The organism is Streptomyces sp. NPDC012935 (genome assembly GCF_042900345.1).
In the GTDB taxonomy this organism is placed as follows: Bacteria; Actinomycetota; Actinomycetes; order Streptomycetales; family Streptomycetaceae; genus Streptomyces.
In genome coordinates, this window is sequence record NZ_JBIBBC010000014.1 from 224,721 (window position 1) to 243,220 (window position 18,500).

An 18,500-nucleotide genomic window follows, 5' to 3' on the forward strand; every position below is an offset into this window, starting at 1 on the left:
CCAGGCCCCCGGACACAAGGACCCCGGCGGCCTTGCCCCACCCGCCTCGCCGCCGCCGTCCCTCCGTACGCACGTACACCACGGAGGACGCGATGACCGCCACCCACCACAACACCCCCGACCTCTTTGCCCTCTCCGAGATCCACGGCCCGGTCCTGCGCCCCGGCGAGGACGGCTACGCCGACGAAGTCACCGGCTTCAACCTGGCCGCGTTGCACACACCCGACGTGGTCGTGGGCGCGACGGGCGCCGACGACGTCGTGACGGCCCTGCGCTGGGCGACGGCCACCGGCACGCCGGTAGCCGTCCAGGCGACGGGACACGGCGCGAACTTCCCCATCGATCACGGCCTGCTGATCAACACGGCCCGTATGACGGACGTACGCATCGATCCGGAGCGGCGCCTGGCGACCATCGCGGCCGGCGCGAAGTGGCGCGACGTTCTGGAGGCGGCCGCACCGCACGGCCTGGCCGCGCTCGCCGGCACCTCCACGGACGCCGGCTCGATCGGCTACACGCTGGGCGGCGGACTCCCCGTCCTGGGCCGGGCCTACGGCTACGCATCCGACCTGGTCCGCTCGTTCCAGGTCGCCACACCCGACGGCACACTCCGCGAGTGCGACCCCGACCACGAGCCGGAACTGTTCTGGGCGCTGCGCGGCGGCAAGGGAAACCTGGGCGTGGTCACCTCCATGACCTGCGAGTTGCTTCCCCTCGCCACGATCCTCGGCGGCGGCGTCTACTGCTCCGGCGAACACACCGAGGCCGTGCTGCGCACCTGGACCGACTGGACGCGCACTCTCCCCGACGAGATGTGCAGCGCCTTCACCCTTCTCCGCCTGCCCCCCATCCCGGAGATCCCCGAACCCCTGCGCGGCGGCTTCTGGGCGCGGGTTGCGATTGCCTGGCCCGGCGACCCCGCCGAGGGAGAGCGCCTGCTCGCCCCGATCCGCGCGGCGGCACCGGTGGCGGTCGACACGGTGGAGGAGATGCCGTACACGGCCCTGGACCGTATCCACATAGAGCCTCAGGACCCGCTCCCCGCGAGGGAGTGCTGCGCTCTGCTGCGCGACCTCTCCCCCGACGCGATCGACACGTTCCTGTCCCAGGCAGGACCCGAGGTCGAGGACTACCCGCTCCTCATGGTGGAGATCCGTCACCTCGGCGGCGCCCTCGCCCGTCCCGCCCCCCAGGAGGACGCCATCTGCGCCCGAGACGCGGCCTACATCCTGGAAACGGTGGGTGTCCTCGCCGCACCACCGGCGGCGGAGGCCATCGAGCGAGCCACGGCGTCCCTGTACGAGGCGATGTCCCCCTACGGCACGGGCCACACGATGGTCAATCTCCACGGCACGCCGGGCAACACCGCGGACCGGGCCCGAGCCTGGACCCCGGAGGTCTACGACCGCCTACGCCAGGACAAGGCAACGTACGACCCGGCCAACCTGCTTCGCTTCGGCCACACGGTGACGTCCTCTTGAGTGAGGGGGAGCACCTCCCGGTGCTCCCCCGTCACCACACCTACGTCACCTACGTCGTCGACCGCCGGCGCCGGGCCCCCGGCCTGCGCTCACTCGGGCGAGTGACCGGATCCCCAGCCTCCACAGCCGCGGCCCGCCGGCGCAGCCCAAAGTCGGCAAGCGCCTCGGCCAGCTTGTGCACGGACGGCTCCGGAGCCATCACATCCACCCGAAGCCCATGCTCCTCGGCGGTCTTCGCCGTGGCCGGCCCGATACAGGCGATCACCGTCACGTTGTGCGGCTTCCCGGCGATCCCCACCAGGTTCCGCACGGTCGAGGACGACGTGAACAGAACGGCATCGAAGCCACCCCCCTTGATCGCCTCCCGCGTCTCCGCCGGCGGCGGCGAGGCCCGCACGGTCCGGTACGCCGTGACGTCGTCGACCTCCCAGCCCAGCTCGATGAGCCCGGCCACAAGAGTCTCCGTGGCGATGTCCGCGCGAGGCAGGAACACCCGGTCGATCGGGTCGAATACGGGGTCGTACGGCGGCCAGTCCTCCAGCAGCCCGGCAGCCGACTGCTCCCCCGACGGCACGAGGTCCGGCTTCACACCAAAGGCGACCAGCGCCTTCGCGGTCTGTTCCCCCACCGCCGCGACCTTGATCCCGGCGAACGCACGGGCATCGAGCCCGTACTCCTCGAACTTCTCCCGCACGGCCTTGACCGCGTTCACCGAGGTGAAGGCGATCCACTCGTACCGACCCGTCACGAGCCCCTTGACGGCCCGCTCCATCTGCTGAGGCGTCCGCGGCGGCTCGACGGCGATCGTCGGCACCTCGTGCGGCACGGCCCCGTACGACCGCAGCTGGTCGGAGAGCGAAGCCGCCTGCTCCTTCGTACGCGGAACGAGCACCCGCCACCCGAAGAGCGGCTTGGACTCGAACCACGACAGCTGGTCGCGCTGGGCGGCGGCGGAACGCTCACCGACCACGGCTATCACCGGCCGCCCGCCTTCGGGCGAGGGCAGCACCTTGGCCTGCTTGAGCGTCTGGGCGATGGTCCCGAGGGTCGCGGTCCAGGTCCGCTGCCGAGTGGTCGTACCGGCGACGGTCACCGTCATCGGCGTATCGGGCTTGCGCCCCGCCGACACCAGCTCACCGGCGGCCGCGCCCACGGAATCCAGCGTCGTCGAGACGACGACCGTCCCGTCCGACGCCCCGACCTCGGTCCAGCACCGGTCCGAAGCCGTCCGCGCGTCCACGAACCGCACGTCCGCGCCCTGCGCGTCCCGCAGCGGCACGCCGGCATACGCGGGCACGCCCACGGCGGCGGCGACACCCGGCACGACCTCGAACGGCACGCCGGCCGCGGCGCACGCCAGCATCTCCTCGGCGGCGTACGTGTCGAGCCCGGGATCCCCGGACACCGCACGCACGACCCGCCTGCCGCCCCGTGCGGCCTCCATGACAAGATGTGCGGCATCCCGCACTGCGGGTAGCCCAGCGGTGGTTGACGCGCCGTCAACAACCGCTAGCTGAGGCGTGCCTGTGCCCACGGCGGTGTCCGATTCGGGACCCGTGTCCGTGTGCACTTCGGCGACGCCCTGCCTGGCGTGCTGACGTACGACGTCGAGCACCTCGTGCTCGGCGACCAGTACGTCCGCGTTCGCCAGCGCTTCGACGGCGCGCAGAGTCAACAGCCCCGGATCCCCGGGTCCGGCACCGAGGAAGGTGACGTGCCCGTGTTCAAGGCCGGCGGGAAGAGTGGTGGGGCTCACTGTGCTCGCTCCCCCATCAGACCGGCCGCGCCCTGGGCAAGCATCTCGGAGGCGAGTTCGCGACCGAGCGCAAGCGCCTGGTCGTGCGTCTCGGGCACGGGACCGGTGGTGGACAGCTGCACCATGCGAGTGCCGTCGGTCGTGCCGACGACGCCCCGCAGGCGCATTTCCTTGACAATCTGCCCGTCGGCCAGAAGGTCGGCCAGCGCACCCACAGGTGCACTGCAGCCGGCCTCCAGGGCGGCGAGCAGTGAGCGCTCGGCGGTCACGGCGACCCGCGTGAACGGGTCGTCGAGTTCCCCGAGCGCGGCGATCAGGTCCGCGTTGTCCGCGGTGCATTCGATCGCCAGTGCCCCCTGGCCGGGGGCGGGCAAAACAGTGTCGACCGACAGGAAGTCGGTCACCTCGTCGAGGCGGCCGATGCGGCTCAGGCCGGCCGCGGCCAGCACCACCGCATCCAGCTCGCCGTCGCGCACGTACCCGATCCGGGTATCCACGTTCCCGCGGATCGCGACCGTCTCTATGTCCAGTCCGTGGCTGCGCGCATACGCGTTGAGCTGCGCCATCCGGCGCGGCGAACCCGTACCGATGCGCGCCCCGCGCGGCAGGTCGGTGAACTTCAGGGCGTCCAGCGCGACGATCACATCGCGCGGGTCCTCCCGCTCGGGAACGGCCGCGAGGGTCAGTTCCTCGGGCTGCTCGGTCGGCAGGTCCTTGAGGGAGTGCACCGCGAAGTCGACCTCGCCCTTGAGGAGCGCGTCGCGCAGGGCGGTGACGAAGACGCCGGTGCCGCCGATCTGCGCGAGTGCCTCGCGCGAGACATCGCCGTACGTGGTGATCTCGACGAGCTCGACGGGCCGTCCGGTCACCTGGCTCACGGCGTCCGCGACCTGCCCGGACTGGGCCATGGCGAGCCTGCTGCGCCTGGTGCCGAGCCGTAGTGCCTGCTGAGTCATCGTGGGCCTCGGTCCTTCTCGGTGCTGTCCTCGGCGCGCGAGACGGAGGCCACCGTCTCCTGGTCGAGGTCGAACAGGGTCCTCAGGGCATCCGCGTACCCCGCGCCGCCCGGCTCTGCCGCGAGCTGCTTGACCCGCACGGTCGGCGCGTGCAGCAGCTTGTCGACCACACGCTTGACGGTCTGCGTGATCTCCCCGCGGTGCTTGTCGTCGAGCCCGGGCAGCCGCCCCTCCAGCCGGGCGATCTCGCTCGCCACGACATCGGCGGCCATCGCGCGAAGGGCGACGACGGTGGGCGTGATGTGCGCGGCCCGCTGCGCCGCCCCGAAGGCCGCGACCTCGTCGGAGACGATACGGCGGACCTGGTCGACGTCGGCCGCCATCGGAGCGTCGGCGGAGGCTTCCGCCAGCGATTCGATGTCGACCAGCCGCACGCCGGTGAGCCGGTGCACGGCGGCGTCGATGTCACGCGGCATGGCGAGGTCGAGCAGGGCGAGCACCGGCGCGGGGCGGAACGCCTCGACGACCGGCTCGGGCTTGCGACGCTCGGGAATCCGGCCGACGGTGGCCACGGTCGCGGCGAGCGCGGTGATCAGCTCGGCGTCGGCCTCGGGGCTGCGCCGGGCAGCCTCACGGCGGTCGACGGCGCTGCCCGCGGCCCAGGCCGCGTGCTGCTCCAGGGTGGCCGCGTCCATACCGGCGACGGCGGCCTCCCCCATGACGGAGAAACCTCCCTGCACGGAGCCGAGATCCAGCGGGCAGTCCTCGTCGGTGCCGACGCTGGTGGGCGGCAGCGGAGTCTGCCGTACGTCGGTGGCGTCGACGGCACTCCTGGCGGCCGGCGCCTTGGCAGCCGTACGACCGCTGTCGCCGGCTTCCGCGAAGGCGACCGGCTGACCGGTACGGCCTTCCACGCCCGCGGCGATCTCCTCGGCCGTGAGGACGAGCCCGGTCGCGCCGGTGCAGGAGACGACGACATCGGCACGTGTCAGCTCGACCGGCACCGACTCCATCGGTACCGCGCGGGCCGGCACGTCCGTACCGTCAATCTGACCGAAGCCCTGTCCATACTGCTCTGCGAGCAGGGCGGCGAGGCGCTCGGCGCGGTCGAAGGTGCGGTTGGCGACGACGATCTCGGCGACGCCGGCACGCACGAGCGTGGCGGCGGCCAGCGAGGACATCGAGCCGGCGCCGATGACCAAGGCCTTCTTGCCGCGGGCCCACGCCGTGACGTCCGTCTCGGCGGCGAGCTGCTCCAGGCCGAAGGTGACCAGGGACTGCCCGGCGCGGTCGATGCCGGTCTCGGAGTGGGCGCGCTTGCCGACCCGAAGGGCCTGCTGGAACAGGTCGTTCAGCAGCCGTCCGGCGCTGTGCAGCTCCTGCGCTTTGGCCAGGGAGTCCTTGATCTGCCCGAGGATCTGCCCTTCCCCCACGACCATGGAGTCGAGCCCGCAGGCCACCGAGAACAGATGGTGGACGGCCCGGTCCTCGTAGTGGACGTAGAGGTACGGCGTGAGCTCGTCGAGCCCCACCCCACTGTGCTGGGCGAGCAGCGTGGACAGCTCGGCGACACCGGCGTGGAACTTGTCCACGTCGGCGTACAGCTCGATGCGGTTGCAGGTGGCCAGCACGGCGGCCTCGGTGGCCGGCTCGGCGGCGACGGTGTCCTGCAGCAGCTTGATCTGGGCGTCCGCGCTCAGCGCCGCGCGCTCCAGGACGCTGACCGGGGCGCTGCGGTGGCTCAGCCCTACGACGAGGAGACTCATGCCGGCATCACGGCGGGTACGTCCCCGTCCGGTCCCTTGTCGGCGGATGAGCCGGACTCCTCGCGGGTGACGGCGGCCGGACCGGCGCCGTCGGAGTGGGCCTCCTCGCCGGCCTTGCGCTGCTCGTGGAAGGCGAGGATCTGCAGCTCGATGGAGAGGTCGACCTTGCGCACGTCGACGCCGTCCGGGACGGACAGCACGGTCGGCGCGAAGTTCAGGATGGAGGTGACCCCGGCGGCCACGAGCCGGTCGCAGACCTGCTGGGCGGCACCGGCGGGGGTGGCGATGACACCGATCGACACGCCGTTGTCCTGGATGATCTTCTCCAGGTCGTCGGAGTGCTGCACGGGGATCCCGGCGACGGGCTTGCCGGCCATGGCCGGGTCGGCGTCGATGAGTGCGGCGACCCGGAAGCCACGGGAGGCGAAGCCGCCGTAGTTGGCGAGTGCGGCGCCGAGGTTACCGATACCGACGATCACAACCGGCCAGTCCTGGGTGAGCCCCAGTTCGCGGGAGATCTGGTACACGAGATACTCGACGTCGTAGCCGACACCGCGCGTTCCGTAGGACCCGAGGTACGAGAAGTCCTTGCGCAGCTTGGCGGAGTTGACCCCCGCCGCGGCCGCGAGCTCCTCGGAGGAGACCGTGGGTACCGAGCGCTCCGACAGTGCGGTCAGGGCGCGGAGGTACAGCGGAAGCCTGGCGACGGTGGCCTCGGGAATCCCTCGGCTACGGGTCGCCGGTCGGTGAGTTCGGCCAGTTGCCACGGTGCTCCTGCGGGTAGAGCGTGGGGGCAGGCGGTCACACGTACCTAGACCGCCCCGTCGAATGCAGGCTATGTCTTTGTGAACGCGTGCACAAAGATGGTGTCCGATTTGCCCGCCCAACGTGACCGGGCTCACGCACGCCCGGCGCACAGGTGTGGAACCGGCGCATTCGCACCACCGTTCCTCAAGTCTTGGGGGCAAAACCGCACACTCTCCTCAACGATCCCCGCCCCCGAGACCAAGTCGCCGTCGATCCTAAGCCGTTTTCGGAGTAGTTGGACTACCCGGTCAGTGCTTTGCGGAGGCGATCCTCGTTCACGCGCCAGAACGTGTGCTGCGCGCCGTCGACGAGGACGACAGGGATCTGTTCCCAGTATTGGTCGTGGAGTTGGGGGTCCTGGTTGATGTCCTTCAGCTCCCACGGAACCCCCAGTTCGGCACACACCTTCTCGACGACGATCTGTGCGTCATCACACAGATGACAATCGGGCTTTCCGATCAGGGTGACGAGCCGGTCCTGGGGAGACTTGGCTGCGGCGCGGCGAAAGAGCGGGCTCATGTCAGCCATTCTCGCGCGCCGACGCGCGTGTGCGAGCGGACGCCGAACGGGTACTGCAGGGACGCTTCACCACGCTGTTTAACTACGCGGTCGCGGAGAGTTCACAACCTCCAAACCTCTCGACTCCGGAAGCACCGAACAAACTGGCTATGCTCACGGTCATGGCCGCTCTTGGATGGCTCACTCCCCGTAGGCGTTCCGCCACGGCGCGGAGCGTGTTGGCTGGCGAGGCTTCGGCGGAGGCAGCGCGCAAGTCGTCGCAGGAAGCGACGGAGGTCTCCGACGTCGAGCCGGAGTTCCCGGTACTCGGCGACGAGCAGGCCGCCGCCTTCTTCGACCTGGACAACACCGTGATGCAGGGTGCTGCCCTCTTCCACTTCGGCCGGGGCCTCTACAAGCGGAAGTTCTTCGAGACCCGCGACCTCGCCAAGTTCGCCTGGCAGCAGGCGTGGTTCAGGCTGGCGGGGGTCGAGGATCCGGAGCACATGCAGGACGCCCGCGACTCGGCACTGTCGATCGTGAAGGGCCACCGTGTCGCCGAGCTGACGTCGATCGGCGAGGAGATCTACGACGAGTACATGGCCGAGCGCATCTGGCCGGGTACGCGCGCCCTCGCCCAGGCGCACCTGGACGCCGGCCAGAAGGTGTGGCTGGTCACGGCCGCCCCGGTCGAGATCGCCCAGGTGATCTCCCGCCGCCTCGGCCTGACGGGCGCCCTCGGCACCGTGGCCGAATCAGTGGACGGCGTCTACACCGGCAAGCTGGTCGGCGAACCGCTGCACGGCCCGGCGAAGGCGGAGGCCGTCCGCGCCCTGGCCGCCGCGGAGGGCCTGGACCTCTCCCGCTGCGCGGCCTACAGCGACTCCCACAACGACATCCCGATGCTCTCCCTCGTGGGCCACCCCTACGCCATCAACCCCGACACCAAGCTCCGCAAACACGCCCGGAAGCTGGACTGGCGCCTACGCGACTACCGCACCGGCCGGAAGGCCGCGAAGGTCGGCATCCCGGCGGCGGCGGGCGTGGGTGCGGTGGCCGGGGGCACGGCAGCGGCCATCGCGTTGCACAGGCGGCGGCGGTAGCGGTCCTGGTCTGCAGGCCGATGCCTGGGCAGCCTGTCGCTGGGCGGAGCCCCTTCAAGCACGGGACCGGTAGGGGCGGCGAAGCGAGGACGCTCGGCGGCAGCGAGTTGACCACGCCCGGGCGGCAAGCCAATCCGCACCCCCTACCCCCGCAACCCTCTGTCCAGTCCCCTTGGCTGCACACGGCCACAACACGCCCCGGAGTAAGCCGGAACACGGACGACTTCGATCAACAACCGGTCACTCTCCGGCACTTGATAGGACGTCAATCGGTTACAGAAGAGACGCAATCGATGATTTGAGCAACTGGGCGTAGCAGTGCCTGCACGAAGCGTTATTCTCCTCAGACGCAATCCGGTACCCCTCCGTCGCTACGACGGGTGAACGGTCCCGCACTGCACGTGATGGAAGCTCTGCCTCTGGGAGTCCCGTGTACCCACACGTCGGGGTTGACGCCTCGGGCCTGGCTACGCTGCGCGCAACGGTCCACAACCTGTTGCGCGGCTTCGTCCCCACCGCGTACGCCGTCCCCGCCCTCGCCGTAACCACCGCGCCCGTAGGCCCGTGCTACGCGCTCGCCGACGGCAGCGCCGCCGTCGGCAGACGCGGACGCTCCGCCGGCGCGGCAACCGCCCGCCGGCCGGCCGCCGACAGCGACAGCGCTCGAATGATGGACCTCGTAGAACGCGCGCAGGCCGGCGAGGCCGACGCGTTCGGCCGGCTCTACGACCAGTACAGCGACACCGTCTATCGCTACATCTATTACAGGGTGGGAGGTAAGGCCACCGCCGAGGACCTCACGAGTGAGACCTTTCTGCGTGCGCTCCGCCGGATCGGCACCTTCACCTGGCAGGGCCGGGACTTCGGCGCCTGGCTCGTCACCATCGCCCGCAACCTCGTCGCCGACCACTTCAAGTCCAGCCGCTTCCGGCTGGAGGTGACCACCGGCGAGATGCTCGACGCCAACGAGGTCGAGCGCTCCCCGGAGGACTCCGTCCTCGAGTCCCTCTCCAACGCCGCCCTCCTCGAAGCCGTACGACGCCTCAATCCGCAACAGCAGGAGTGCGTCACCCTCCGTTTCCTCCAGGGCCTCTCCGTCGCCGAGACCGCCCGTGTCATGGGCAAGAACGAGGGCGCCATCAAGACCCTCCAGTACCGCGCCGTGCGCACCCTCGCCCGGCTGCTCCCGGAAGACGCCCGCTGAGCGGCCCCTACCGAACCAGCACACTCCGCAACCTCCAACTCACCCTCGGTGAAAGTCCGTTGACTTCGCGGCTCGTTCATCCTCAGTCCGTAACCCAAGTGCCAAGCCGCTCGTTGTGCGGGATGCAGGCTCCCTGTGGTCACTCTCTGGCCGACTCTGATCACTCGATCGTGTGGATTCGGTCAGGGCGTGCAACCCTCAGGACCCCCTGGGGAGTCGACCGTGATGACGAGAGGAGGTGCCGCCAGTGATCGCGAACGTATCGGCGCACCGGCGGGCGAACGCCTTCGCCCAGGCCCTGGAGGAGCTGACCGACCGGGTCTCGGCGGCCGAGCAGGCCGAGCAGTGCGATGTATCGGCACCGGCACCGGCTGCTGCGGAACAGACCGAGCAGGGGCGCCTGCTGGCCCTCACCACGAGTCTGGACGAGCTGCCCAAGCCCGTGCTCGACCCGGAGGTCAAGGTCGTCCAGCGGGCCCAGCTCGTGGCCGCCATGGAGGCCATGCTGCAGGAGGGCACCGCGGAGGGCGAGGCGAGTGCCGGCCTGCCCGAGCAGCGTTCGCATCGGGCACGGGGCGCACACCGGGCGTCCCCGCTGGGCAAGTTCCGGCCGCGTTCCCGGCTGGCCAAGGGCCTGACCGCGGGCGGGCTCAGCGTAGGAGTCGCCGCAGGGGCCTTCGGCGGAGTCGCGGCAGCGAGTTCCGAGGCCCTGCCCGGTGACAATCTCTACGGACTCAAGCGCGGCATCGAGGACTTCAGGCTCAATGTCCTGGCCGACGGCGACGACGAGCGCGGGCGAACGTATCTCGACCAGGCCTCCACCCGGCTGAGCGAGGCCCGCAGGCTGATGGAGCGTGACCGCGGCGGACAGCTCGACCACGAGTCGGTCGGCGAGGTCCGCCGTGCCCTGTCCGGCATGCGCCACGACGCCTCGGAGGGGCACCGCCTGCTCCGTGAGGCCTACAAGCGCGATCCGGGCTCCCTGGGGCCCATCCAGGCCCTCTCCGCCTTCTCACGCTCGCACCGGGCTGCGTGGGGCGTCCTGCGCGAGCGGCTCCCCCTCCAGCTCGGGGACGTCAGTGACCAGGTGTCCTCGGTCTTCGACGCCATAGACGAAGAGGTCGCCCCGCTGCAGTCCCTCCTCCCGCCGACTCCGGCACAGGGCGGCGACGGAAAGCGGCAGGGCGGTTCCGGATCGGCATCCACAGGTACCTCCGGATCCGACCGGTCGGCCCGCCCCAGCGCGGGCGGCAGCGGCTCCTCCGACGGCAACCGGTCCAGCAGCCCCAGCAAGTCCGCCGAAGGCTCGACCGGCGAGGGCGAAGGCCTGCTCGGCGGAAACACCGGCGGCCTGCTCGACCCGCCGAAGGACACCGGCAGCACCGGCGCCTCACCGTCCACGTCCACCCCGAGCACCGAGCCCGCCGTCACCCTCCCGCCCCTGCTCCCGGGCCTCCTGCCCGGCCTGGGCATCGACAGCGAGGACGCGAACTAGCAGCAGAGCCACGCCGTACGTCGATGGGGGCGCCCTTCCCACGAGGGGCGCCCCCATCGGCATCGACGCATCAGAATCAGAAGAACACCGACCGCCGCTGCACCAGCAGCTTGTACAACGTGTGCTGGATCTGCTCCCTGACCTGGTCCGTCAGGTTGAACATCAGCATCGGGTCCTCGGCCGCCTCCGGCGGATAGCCGTCCGTGGGGATCGGCTCCCCGAACTGGATCGTCCACTTGGTCGGCAACGGAATCGCACCGAGCGGACCCAGCCACGGAAACGTCGGCGTCAACGGGAAGTACGGGAACCCCAGCAGCCGCGCCAGCGTCTTCGCGTTCCCGATCATCGGGTAGATCTCTTCTGCCCCGACGATCGAGCAGGGGATGATCGGCGTGCCCTGGCGCAGGGCCGTGGAGACGAAGCCGCCGCGGCCGAAGCGCTGCAGCTTGTAGCGCTCGCTGAAGGGCTTGCCGATGCCCTTGAAGCCCTCCGGCATCACGCCGACCAACTCGCCCTGGCCCAGCAGCCGCTCGGCGTCCTCGGCGCAGGCGAGGGTGTGGCCGAGCTTGCGGGCGAGTTCGTTGACCACCGGCAGCATGAAGACCAGGTCGGCCGCGAGCAGCCGCAGGTGCCTGCCCGCCGGGTGGTTGTCGTGCACGGCGACCTGCATCATCAGGCCGTCCAGCGGCAGCGTGCCGGAGTGGTTGGCGACGATCAGCGCGCCGCCCTCGGACGGGATGTTCTCGACGCCCTTCACCTCGACCCGGAAGTAGTTCTCGTACACCGGGCGCAGCAGGGACATCAGGACCTGGTCGGTGAGCTCCTCGTCGTACCCGAAGTCGTCGACCTCGTAGTCCCCGGTGAGGCGGCGGCGCAGGAAGGCCAGGCCGCTCGCGATCCGCCGTTCCAGACCACCGTCGTCCTGCGTCTTGCCGGGCGGCTCTTCCTCAGGTGTCACAGGAACATCATCCTGCGCGAAGGCCCGTCCCGGGAGGGGCTGGACCTCGCGTACCAGCGCGGCTTCACCGTTCTTACGCCGGCTCCCCGCGCTCCGGCGCCGCGAAGGCCGCTGCACGGCGCTCCCGCGGGACCGGTCGTCGTCGAACGGAATGACCTTGGCGTCCGCCATCGTTGATGCGCTCCTCAGTTGGCGCTCTGCGTCGGGGGGGTTCCGCTGCCCAGGACGGGCAGCGCGGCGATCCGGTCGACGGCCCCCGCAAGGGCCTCCGGCGGCAGCAGGCCGGGCGCGCGGCTGCGCGCGAAGTCCGCGAAGGTCTCCGCCGTCGTGTACTTCGGCTTGAATCCGAGCGTCTCTCGCATCTGGTCCGTCGCCACCACCCGGCCGTGCGTGAGCAGCCGGATCTGCTCCGGCGAGAAGTCCGACATACCCAGCGTACGCACCAGGGAGCCCGCCCATGTCACCGCGGGAAGCAGCAGCGGCACGGTGGGGCGGCCCAGGCGCCGGGAGCACTGCGACAGCAGCAGGACACCGTCGCCGGCGATGTTGAAGGTGCCGCTGTTGAGCGTGCCCCGTGCCGGCTCGTGCGAGGCGATGCGCAGCACCTCGATCACGTCGTCCTCGTGGACGAACTGCAGCCGCGGGTCGTAGCCGAACACGGTCGGCAGGACCGGCAGCGAGAAGTACGAGGCGAGCGGCGTGTCCGCGGTCGGGCCGAGGATGTTGGCGAACCGCAGCACGCACACGGCCACGTCCGGCCGCCGCCGCGCGAACCCGCGGACATAGCCCTCCACCTCGACGGCGTCCTTGGCGAAGCCGCCGCTCGGCAGCGACTTGGGCGGCGTGGTCTCCGTGAAGACGGCCGGGTCGCGAGGCGCGGACCCGTAGACGTTCGTGCTGGACTTGACCACCAGCCGCTTGACGTTGGGGGACTTCTGGCAGGCGCCGAGCAGCTGCATCGTCCCGATGACGTTGGTCTCCTTGACCGTGGTCCGGCTGCCGCTGCCGAGCGCGGTTCCGGTCACGTCCATGTGTACGACGGTGTCCGCGCCGCTCTCCGCCAGCACCCGCGCGATGGTGGGCTGCCGGATGTCGGCCTGGATGAAGTCGGCGCCGCCCAGATGATGCTCGGGCGGTACCGCGTCCACGGCGACCACTCGGTCCACCTGTGGGTCACGCTGGATCCGTCGTACGAACCGGCCCCCCAGTTGACGGGCCACTCCGGTCACGAGCACGACCTTGCCCAAGATCAGCGCCTTCCTTCCAGCACTCGTACCCTGCCGAGTTCCCCGTGTTCCCCGTGTGCGGCCAACTTAGCGGGTCGGTGTTGCGCTGTGATGACCGCCCAATGCATGAAGTGACGGGAATTCCATGCGTACGACCAGACGGGCCAGGCCTGCGTACAGGCATACGTACGGAGTTCGGCTCATCGCACATATCCCGCTCCCCGGTCTCGCCCACCGGCCCCAAAAGCGTGTGGCCCCCCACCGGATCCGGTGGGGGGCCACAAACACGCCGCTTTCGCAGCGCGCCGCTTACTTCTTGTTGCGACGCTGAACGCGCGTGCGCTTGAGCAGCTTGCGGTGCTTCTTCTTAGCCATCCGCTTGCGCCGCTTCTTGATAACAGAGCCCACGACTACCCTCGCTCACTTCTCATCACTCGGCGTTGGGCGCCATGGGCCCATACGACCTACGAGGGGCTAGCCTACCCGCCCGAGCGCTGAGGTCGTAATCGAGGGGACGAGGGGGAATCCTGCAAAGCCCTGAGGATCCCCCCTCACCCGTCACTGTCAGGCGGTTTCCACCCCCACGTAACTCTCGCGGAGGTACTCGTGAACCGCTTGCTCGGGGACGCGGAAGGACCGCCCCACCCGGATCGCGGGCAGATGACCGCTGTGCACCAGCCGGTACACGGTCATCTTCGACACTCGCATCACCGAGGCGACTTCCGCCACGGTAAGGAACTGAACCTCGTTCAGAGGCCTCTCGCCAGCTGCAGCCATGACACACCTGAACCTTCCGCACTCGACGGCCACCGGCTTCCCCTTCCGGTGACTCTTCGTCGTTGCGTGCTCACTCCCCAGGGTAGGGGCGTGTGATGCGAGTGGGGAAGAGGTGCACCCATCGGCGGCCTACTGTGACAGACACGCCCGATTGAGTACGTAGCGGGTAAGCGGCCGGTAGTAATCAGACCGCACAGCGTCATCAAGTGGAACGACGACGGACACGACCCCCTCAGCCTCCCCCACGAAGAGCGCGGGGTCATCGGTATCGGCCAGCCCAATCGCCTCAAACCCCAGCTGACCTGCCCCGCAGACCCACCCGTGATCCCCGATCACCAGCTCCGGCAGGGGTCCGCCGACCTCCGCCGCGGCCGCCAGCGCGGTACGAACCGGGAGCGGTGAGTGCGTGTGTGCGCCGGGCTCACAACCGGGGCGAGAGAGGCCGGGTTCCCGCACCAACGCGACTCCTCGTACGTAGGCAAGGTTGTACGTGCGTAGACCGAACCGGGTCGTTATGTCGACACAACGACCATGCGCAGGGGTGAGTACGGCACATCCCGCCGCCGACAACGCGTCCGCCAAGGCGGCGTAGAACCCGAGCAGTCGATGCGGGTGCCCGGTACCGAGCAGCACGGGCGCGCTGCGCTGGGCGGCATCCGCGACTCGATCAGCAAAGGCATCCAGGGCTGTCAAAGTTCGCTCTGGATCGATCACATCCAGTCCAGATACGCACGCTGGATCGGCTGAAACCCCACACCTGTCCGCCATCAACGCAATCAGATCCCGCTGCCGCCAACTCCCCACAGGATCAAGCCCAATAACCACACGCGGATCACGAGCCGCGAACAGCCGATAACTCCTCAGACTCACCTCCCGAGAAGTAGCCACGACCCCGGCCAGCCGAGCATCCAGAAGATGGGCACGAAGCGCTCCGCGACTCACCACGAGAGCGATGGTGACGGACGAAACGGGAGGGAGTCGGAGGAACGGGGAAAGGCCGCACAGTCGGGCTAACGGCGGCAGCGTCGGCCCAGGCATTCCAGCCCGTCCGGCGCTCGAGGACGAGGCACCCCCTGAGGGCTGCGCGCATGCAGGCGGAGCCTGTTGGTGCCGGTCCGGGCCTTTCAGCCCGTCCGGCGTTTGAGGACGAGGCCGTTCAGGCCGATGGGGGGTCCAGGGGGCTGCGCCCCCTGGCGGGGTCGAAGGGGCGGAGCCCCTTCAAGGACGGGAAGGGTAAGGGCGGCGGGGGCGAAACCCCACCCCACCTACGGCAACAACCCCCGCAGCGGAAACACCGCCCGCCGCGTAGCCAACACCGCCTGATCCAAGCGATCCGCAGGGTCGTACCCCGACTCCCAGTCCCCCCAGGAGATAGGCCACCGCCCATCAGTCATCCGCGCCGGCCCCAACTGCCGAGTCCGCGCAAACACTTCCTGCCGCCACCCCTCCGGAATCATCGCCTCAGGCTCAATCGCCCGCCCCGCAGCAATCCCCACCAGATGAGTCCACGACCGCGGCACAACCTCCACCACCGCATATCCGCCCCCACCCAGCGCAACCCACTTCCCATCCGCGTACTCGTGCGCCAGGTCGTGACAGGCCACCTGCACCGCCCGCTGCGCATCCAGCGAAACGGCAAGATGCGCCAGCGGATCCTCGAAGTGCGTGTCAGCCCCATGCTGAGTCACCAACACCTGCGGCCGAAAGTCACCGATCAACTCCGGCACGACAGCATGGAACGCCCGCAACCACCCCGCATCCCCGGTCCCGGCCGGCAACGCCACATTCACGGCAGACCCCTCAGCGGCCTCCGCACCTGTCTCCTCCGGCCACCCGGTCTGCGGAAACAACGTACGAGGATGCTCGTGCAACGAGATCGTCAGCACCCGCGGATCGTCCCAGAACGCGGCCTGCACCCCATCCCCGTGATGCACGTCGACGTCGATGTACGCGACCCGCTCGGCACCCAGCTCCAGCAGCCGGGCAATGGCCAGCGACGCGTCGTTGTAGATACAGAACCCCGACGCACGCCCCGGCATCGCATGGTGCAGCCCACCCGCGAAGTTCACCGCATGCAGCGCCTCACCCCGCCATACGGCCTCGGCCGCCCCCACCGACTGCCCGGCGATGAGCGCCGACACCTCGTGCATCCCCGCGAACGCGGGATCATCCAGCGTCCCGAGCCCGTACGACTGATCCGCCGCCGCCGGATTCGCCGAGGCCGCCTTCACGGCCTCGATGTAGTCCTCCCGATGCACCAGCCGCAGGGTCGACTCCCCGGCCGGTTGCGCCGAGACGACGTCCACGTCCTTGTCCAGCCCGAAGGCATCGACGAGTCTCCGGGTCAGCGCCAGCCGGACCGGGTCCATCGGATGGTCCCGGCCGAAGTCATAGCCCGTTACTGCCTCGTCCCACATCAGCTGTGCTCGGCCGCTCATGCCCGACACCGTATCGGTCCGGTTGAGCGGCGAACGAACGGGCGTACACGAGCGTCACCAGCACCAACACCATCGGCACAAGCATCGCCCCGCGATAGTTCCACGCGTCGCCCAGCGCACCCACCAAAGGCGAACCGATCAAAAACCCCACGTAATTGAACACATTGAGTCGCGCAATGGCCGCATCAGAACCACCCGGGAACAGCCGCCCTGCCGCCGCGAACGTCTGCGGCACCAGTACACACAACCCCAGCCCGAGCAGCGTGAACCCCAGCATCCCCACCCACGCCCCTGGCGCGCCGGCCACCACCGCGAACCCGACGGCCGCCACCACGGCCCCCATCCGCACGACCGCGACAGCCCCGAGCCGCCGCACCCCGAAGTCCCCGATGGCCCGCCCCAGCAGCGTCGTGACCATATAGACGTTGTAGGGCACGGTCGCCATCTGTTCCGAGCTCCCGAGCACATCCTGGAGATACTTCGCGCTCCAGTTGGAGACGGTCGAGTCGCCGATGTACGCGAAGGTCATCACCAGACACAGCGGCAGCAGCATCCTGAACACAACGGGCCCGCCCTCACCCGCTTCCTCCACCACGGCGCCGACCCCGCCGCTTCCACCGTCGACGTACCACCGACTCCCCACCAGCGCGGCCGGCAACAACACCACGACAACCGGTAGATACGACACGACCAGCGCCAGATCCCAGTGGGCCCCCACCCAGGCCAAAGACGCCCCGACGATCCCGCCCAGGCTGTACACGGCATGGAAGCTGAGCATGATGCTGCGCCCGTACGACCGCTGCAGGCTCACCCCGAGCATGTTCATCGAGGCATCCAGCGCACCCACCGCCAGCCCGAACGCGGCCAGCGCGAGCCCCAGCTCGACCATCCGCTCCCCCGCCCCGACCCCGAACAGCGCCAGGAGCACGACGGGCTGGGACCACCGCAGCACCCGGCTCGGCGGTATCCGTTTCACCAGCCGCTCGGTCGTCACACTCCCGACGCCGGCCAGGATCGGTACCGCGGCGAGAAAGGCGGGCAGCAGCGCGTCGGAGACCCCGTACCGGTCCTGGATGGCCGGAATCCGAGTCACGAGCAGGGCAAAAGCAACTCCCTGAGCGAAGAAGCCGAACGCCAACGAGGCCCTACCGCGCCGCAGCACATCAGTCATGGCGGCGAGCGTAGGGCCCCGGGGTACTGGTGGGTAGATCCAGCCAAAGATGAATTCCCCTCAAGTTTGCTGGGCGTCGCGCACGTCGGGCGACACCAGCAGGTCGGCCAACTCCCCCATGTCGGCGAAGAGTCGACTGGCGCGGCCCAGCTTCGCGGCGGGCGTCATCGCGGTGAACCCGTACACGTCCATCCCCGCCGCCACGGCAGCCTCCACCCCCAGCGGACTGTCCTCGACAACGACACACCGCTCCGGCGAGACCCCCATCCGCTCGGCCGCGTACAGAAACAGATCCGGCGCCGGCTTCCCCCGCCCCACGTCCTGCGAACTGAAGACCCGCCCCTCATCGAAGAACCGCTCAAGCCCCGTCGTCCGATGCCCCACCCGAATCCGCTCATGACTCCCGGACGACGCCACGCAGTACGGCACACCGTCCCCACCGAGCTTCTCGAGTACGTCCGCCGCGCCGGCCACCGCCTTCAACTCCCGTTCGAACGCGGCGAACACACGCGCATGGAAGACGTCATCAAAGTCCCCGGGAAGCCGCCGCCCTGTCCGCTCCAGCACCAACTCATGAATCCGATGCATCGCCGAGCCCATGTAGTCCCGAATGGAGTCCTCATAGGAGGTCGGGTGCCCCAGCTCGGTGAGATACGCGGCGAGCAGCCGGTTGGAAATGGGCTCGCTGTCGACGAGCACACCGTCGTTGTCGAAGATGACGAGGTCATAGCGCATGCGTTTGAGCCTAAACGCAGAAAGGCCCACACCGTAAGGTGTGGGCCTTTCTCACAATTTGTTCGGCGGCGTCCTACTCTCCCACAGGGTCCCCCCTGCAGTACCATCGGCGCTGTAAGGCTTAGCTTC

Annotated in this window: 17 protein-coding genes; 4 read left to right on the forward strand and 13 right to left on the reverse strand. The window is 69.4% G+C overall.

All coding sequences use genetic code 11. From position 1 onward, the window contains the following. Positions 1 to 92: 92 nt before the first annotated feature. Positions 93 to 1,481: an FAD-binding oxidoreductase gene (locus ACFY5C_RS29905; RefSeq protein WP_389449705.1), complete on the forward strand. Its 1,389-nt coding sequence runs from the start codon at positions 93 to 95 to the stop codon at positions 1,479 to 1,481. A 49-nt stretch (positions 1,482 to 1,530) separates the two neighbouring features. On the opposite strand, the gene ACFY5C_RS29910 is transcribed toward ACFY5C_RS29905, so the two are convergent. From ACFY5C_RS29910 to ACFY5C_RS29930, 5 genes are all read right to left on the reverse strand, one after another. Further along, a complete protein-coding gene (locus ACFY5C_RS29910; protein WP_389449708.1) occupies positions 1,531 to 3,237 on the reverse strand; it encodes a uroporphyrinogen-III synthase in 1,707 nt (568 codons plus the stop codon). Next, on the reverse strand, positions 3,234 to 4,193 hold the full coding sequence (hemC, locus tag ACFY5C_RS29915) for a hydroxymethylbilane synthase (RefSeq protein ID WP_389449711.1): 960 nt from the start codon (positions 4,191 to 4,193) through the stop codon (positions 3,234 to 3,236). The genes ACFY5C_RS29910 and hemC overlap by 4 nt, the downstream gene beginning before the upstream one ends. Continuing rightward, complete coding sequence (locus ACFY5C_RS29920) at positions 4,190 to 5,959, reverse strand: glutamyl-tRNA reductase (protein WP_389449714.1); 1,770 nt, start codon at positions 5,957 to 5,959, stop codon at positions 4,190 to 4,192. The genes hemC and ACFY5C_RS29920 overlap by 4 nt, the downstream gene beginning before the upstream one ends. Further along, positions 5,956 to 6,726 (reverse strand): redox-sensing transcriptional repressor Rex, encoded by a 771-nt coding sequence (locus tag ACFY5C_RS29925; protein WP_389449717.1) that lies wholly within the window; start codon positions 6,724 to 6,726, stop codon positions 5,956 to 5,958. The genes ACFY5C_RS29920 and ACFY5C_RS29925 overlap by 4 nt, the downstream gene beginning before the upstream one ends. Before the next feature lie 280 nt (positions 6,727 to 7,006). Continuing rightward, positions 7,007 to 7,294 carry a glutaredoxin family protein gene (locus tag ACFY5C_RS29930; RefSeq protein ID WP_383610424.1) on the reverse strand — a complete coding sequence of 96 codons (288 nt, stop codon included), beginning with the start codon at positions 7,292 to 7,294 and terminating at the stop codon, positions 7,007 to 7,009. 152 nt (positions 7,295 to 7,446) lie between these two features. Here ACFY5C_RS29930 and ACFY5C_RS29935 point away from each other — a divergent pair, with 152 nt between their 5' ends. The 3 genes from ACFY5C_RS29935 (at position 7,447) to ACFY5C_RS29945 (ending at position 11,066) form a co-directional block, all read left to right on the forward strand. After that, positions 7,447 to 8,367 (forward strand): HAD family hydrolase, encoded by a 921-nt coding sequence (locus ACFY5C_RS29935; RefSeq protein ID WP_389449720.1) that lies wholly within the window; start codon positions 7,447 to 7,449, stop codon positions 8,365 to 8,367. A gap of 430 nt (positions 8,368 to 8,797) precedes the next feature. After that, positions 8,798 to 9,571, forward strand: coding sequence for an ECF subfamily RNA polymerase sigma factor, BldN family (locus ACFY5C_RS29940; protein ID WP_389449723.1), 774 nt, complete (start codon positions 8,798 to 8,800; stop codon positions 9,569 to 9,571). Positions 9,572 to 9,818: 247 nt separating this feature from the next. Continuing rightward, a complete protein-coding gene (locus ACFY5C_RS29945) occupies positions 9,819 to 11,066 on the forward strand; it encodes a DUF5667 domain-containing protein (RefSeq protein ID WP_389449726.1) in 1,248 nt (415 codons plus the stop codon). Between the two features lie 76 nt (positions 11,067 to 11,142). Here ACFY5C_RS29945 and ACFY5C_RS29950 read toward each other — a convergent pair whose 3' ends face one another. From ACFY5C_RS29950 to ACFY5C_RS29985, 8 genes are all read right to left on the reverse strand, one after another. After that, positions 11,143 to 12,195 (reverse strand): lysophospholipid acyltransferase family protein, encoded by a 1,053-nt coding sequence (locus tag ACFY5C_RS29950; RefSeq protein WP_389449729.1) that lies wholly within the window; start codon positions 12,193 to 12,195, stop codon positions 11,143 to 11,145. Between the two features lie 14 nt (positions 12,196 to 12,209). Then, the gene (locus ACFY5C_RS29955; protein ID WP_389449732.1) at positions 12,210 to 13,271 is read right to left on the reverse strand and encodes an NAD-dependent epimerase/dehydratase family protein; all 1,062 of its coding nucleotides are present in this window, start codon (positions 13,269 to 13,271) and stop codon (positions 12,210 to 12,212) included. Positions 13,272 to 13,559: 288 nt separating this feature from the next. After that, on the reverse strand, positions 13,560 to 13,658 hold the full coding sequence (locus ACFY5C_RS29960; RefSeq protein WP_003948845.1) for a 30S ribosomal protein bS22: 99 nt from the start codon (positions 13,656 to 13,658) through the stop codon (positions 13,560 to 13,562). A 156-nt stretch (positions 13,659 to 13,814) separates the two neighbouring features. Continuing rightward, entirely contained in the window at positions 13,815 to 14,027 is a 213-nt protein-coding gene (locus ACFY5C_RS29965) for a helix-turn-helix domain-containing protein (RefSeq protein WP_004984898.1), read from the reverse strand. Between the two features lie 129 nt (positions 14,028 to 14,156). Then, positions 14,157 to 14,972: a phosphatase gene (locus ACFY5C_RS29970; RefSeq protein ID WP_389449734.1), complete on the reverse strand. Its 816-nt coding sequence runs from the start codon at positions 14,970 to 14,972 to the stop codon at positions 14,157 to 14,159. 320 nt (positions 14,973 to 15,292) lie between these two features. Further along, positions 15,293 to 16,465 carry an acetoin utilization protein AcuC gene (locus ACFY5C_RS29975; protein ID WP_389449736.1) on the reverse strand — a complete coding sequence of 391 codons (1,173 nt, stop codon included), beginning with the start codon at positions 16,463 to 16,465 and terminating at the stop codon, positions 15,293 to 15,295. After that, positions 16,416 to 17,636 (reverse strand): MFS transporter, encoded by a 1,221-nt coding sequence (locus tag ACFY5C_RS29980; RefSeq protein WP_389449738.1) that lies wholly within the window; start codon positions 17,634 to 17,636, stop codon positions 16,416 to 16,418. The genes ACFY5C_RS29975 and ACFY5C_RS29980 overlap by 50 nt, the downstream gene beginning before the upstream one ends. 60 nt (positions 17,637 to 17,696) lie before the next feature. After that, positions 17,697 to 18,371, reverse strand: coding sequence for an HAD family hydrolase (locus ACFY5C_RS29985; protein ID WP_389449740.1), 675 nt, complete (start codon positions 18,369 to 18,371; stop codon positions 17,697 to 17,699). Positions 18,372 to 18,500 lie beyond the last annotated feature (129 nt).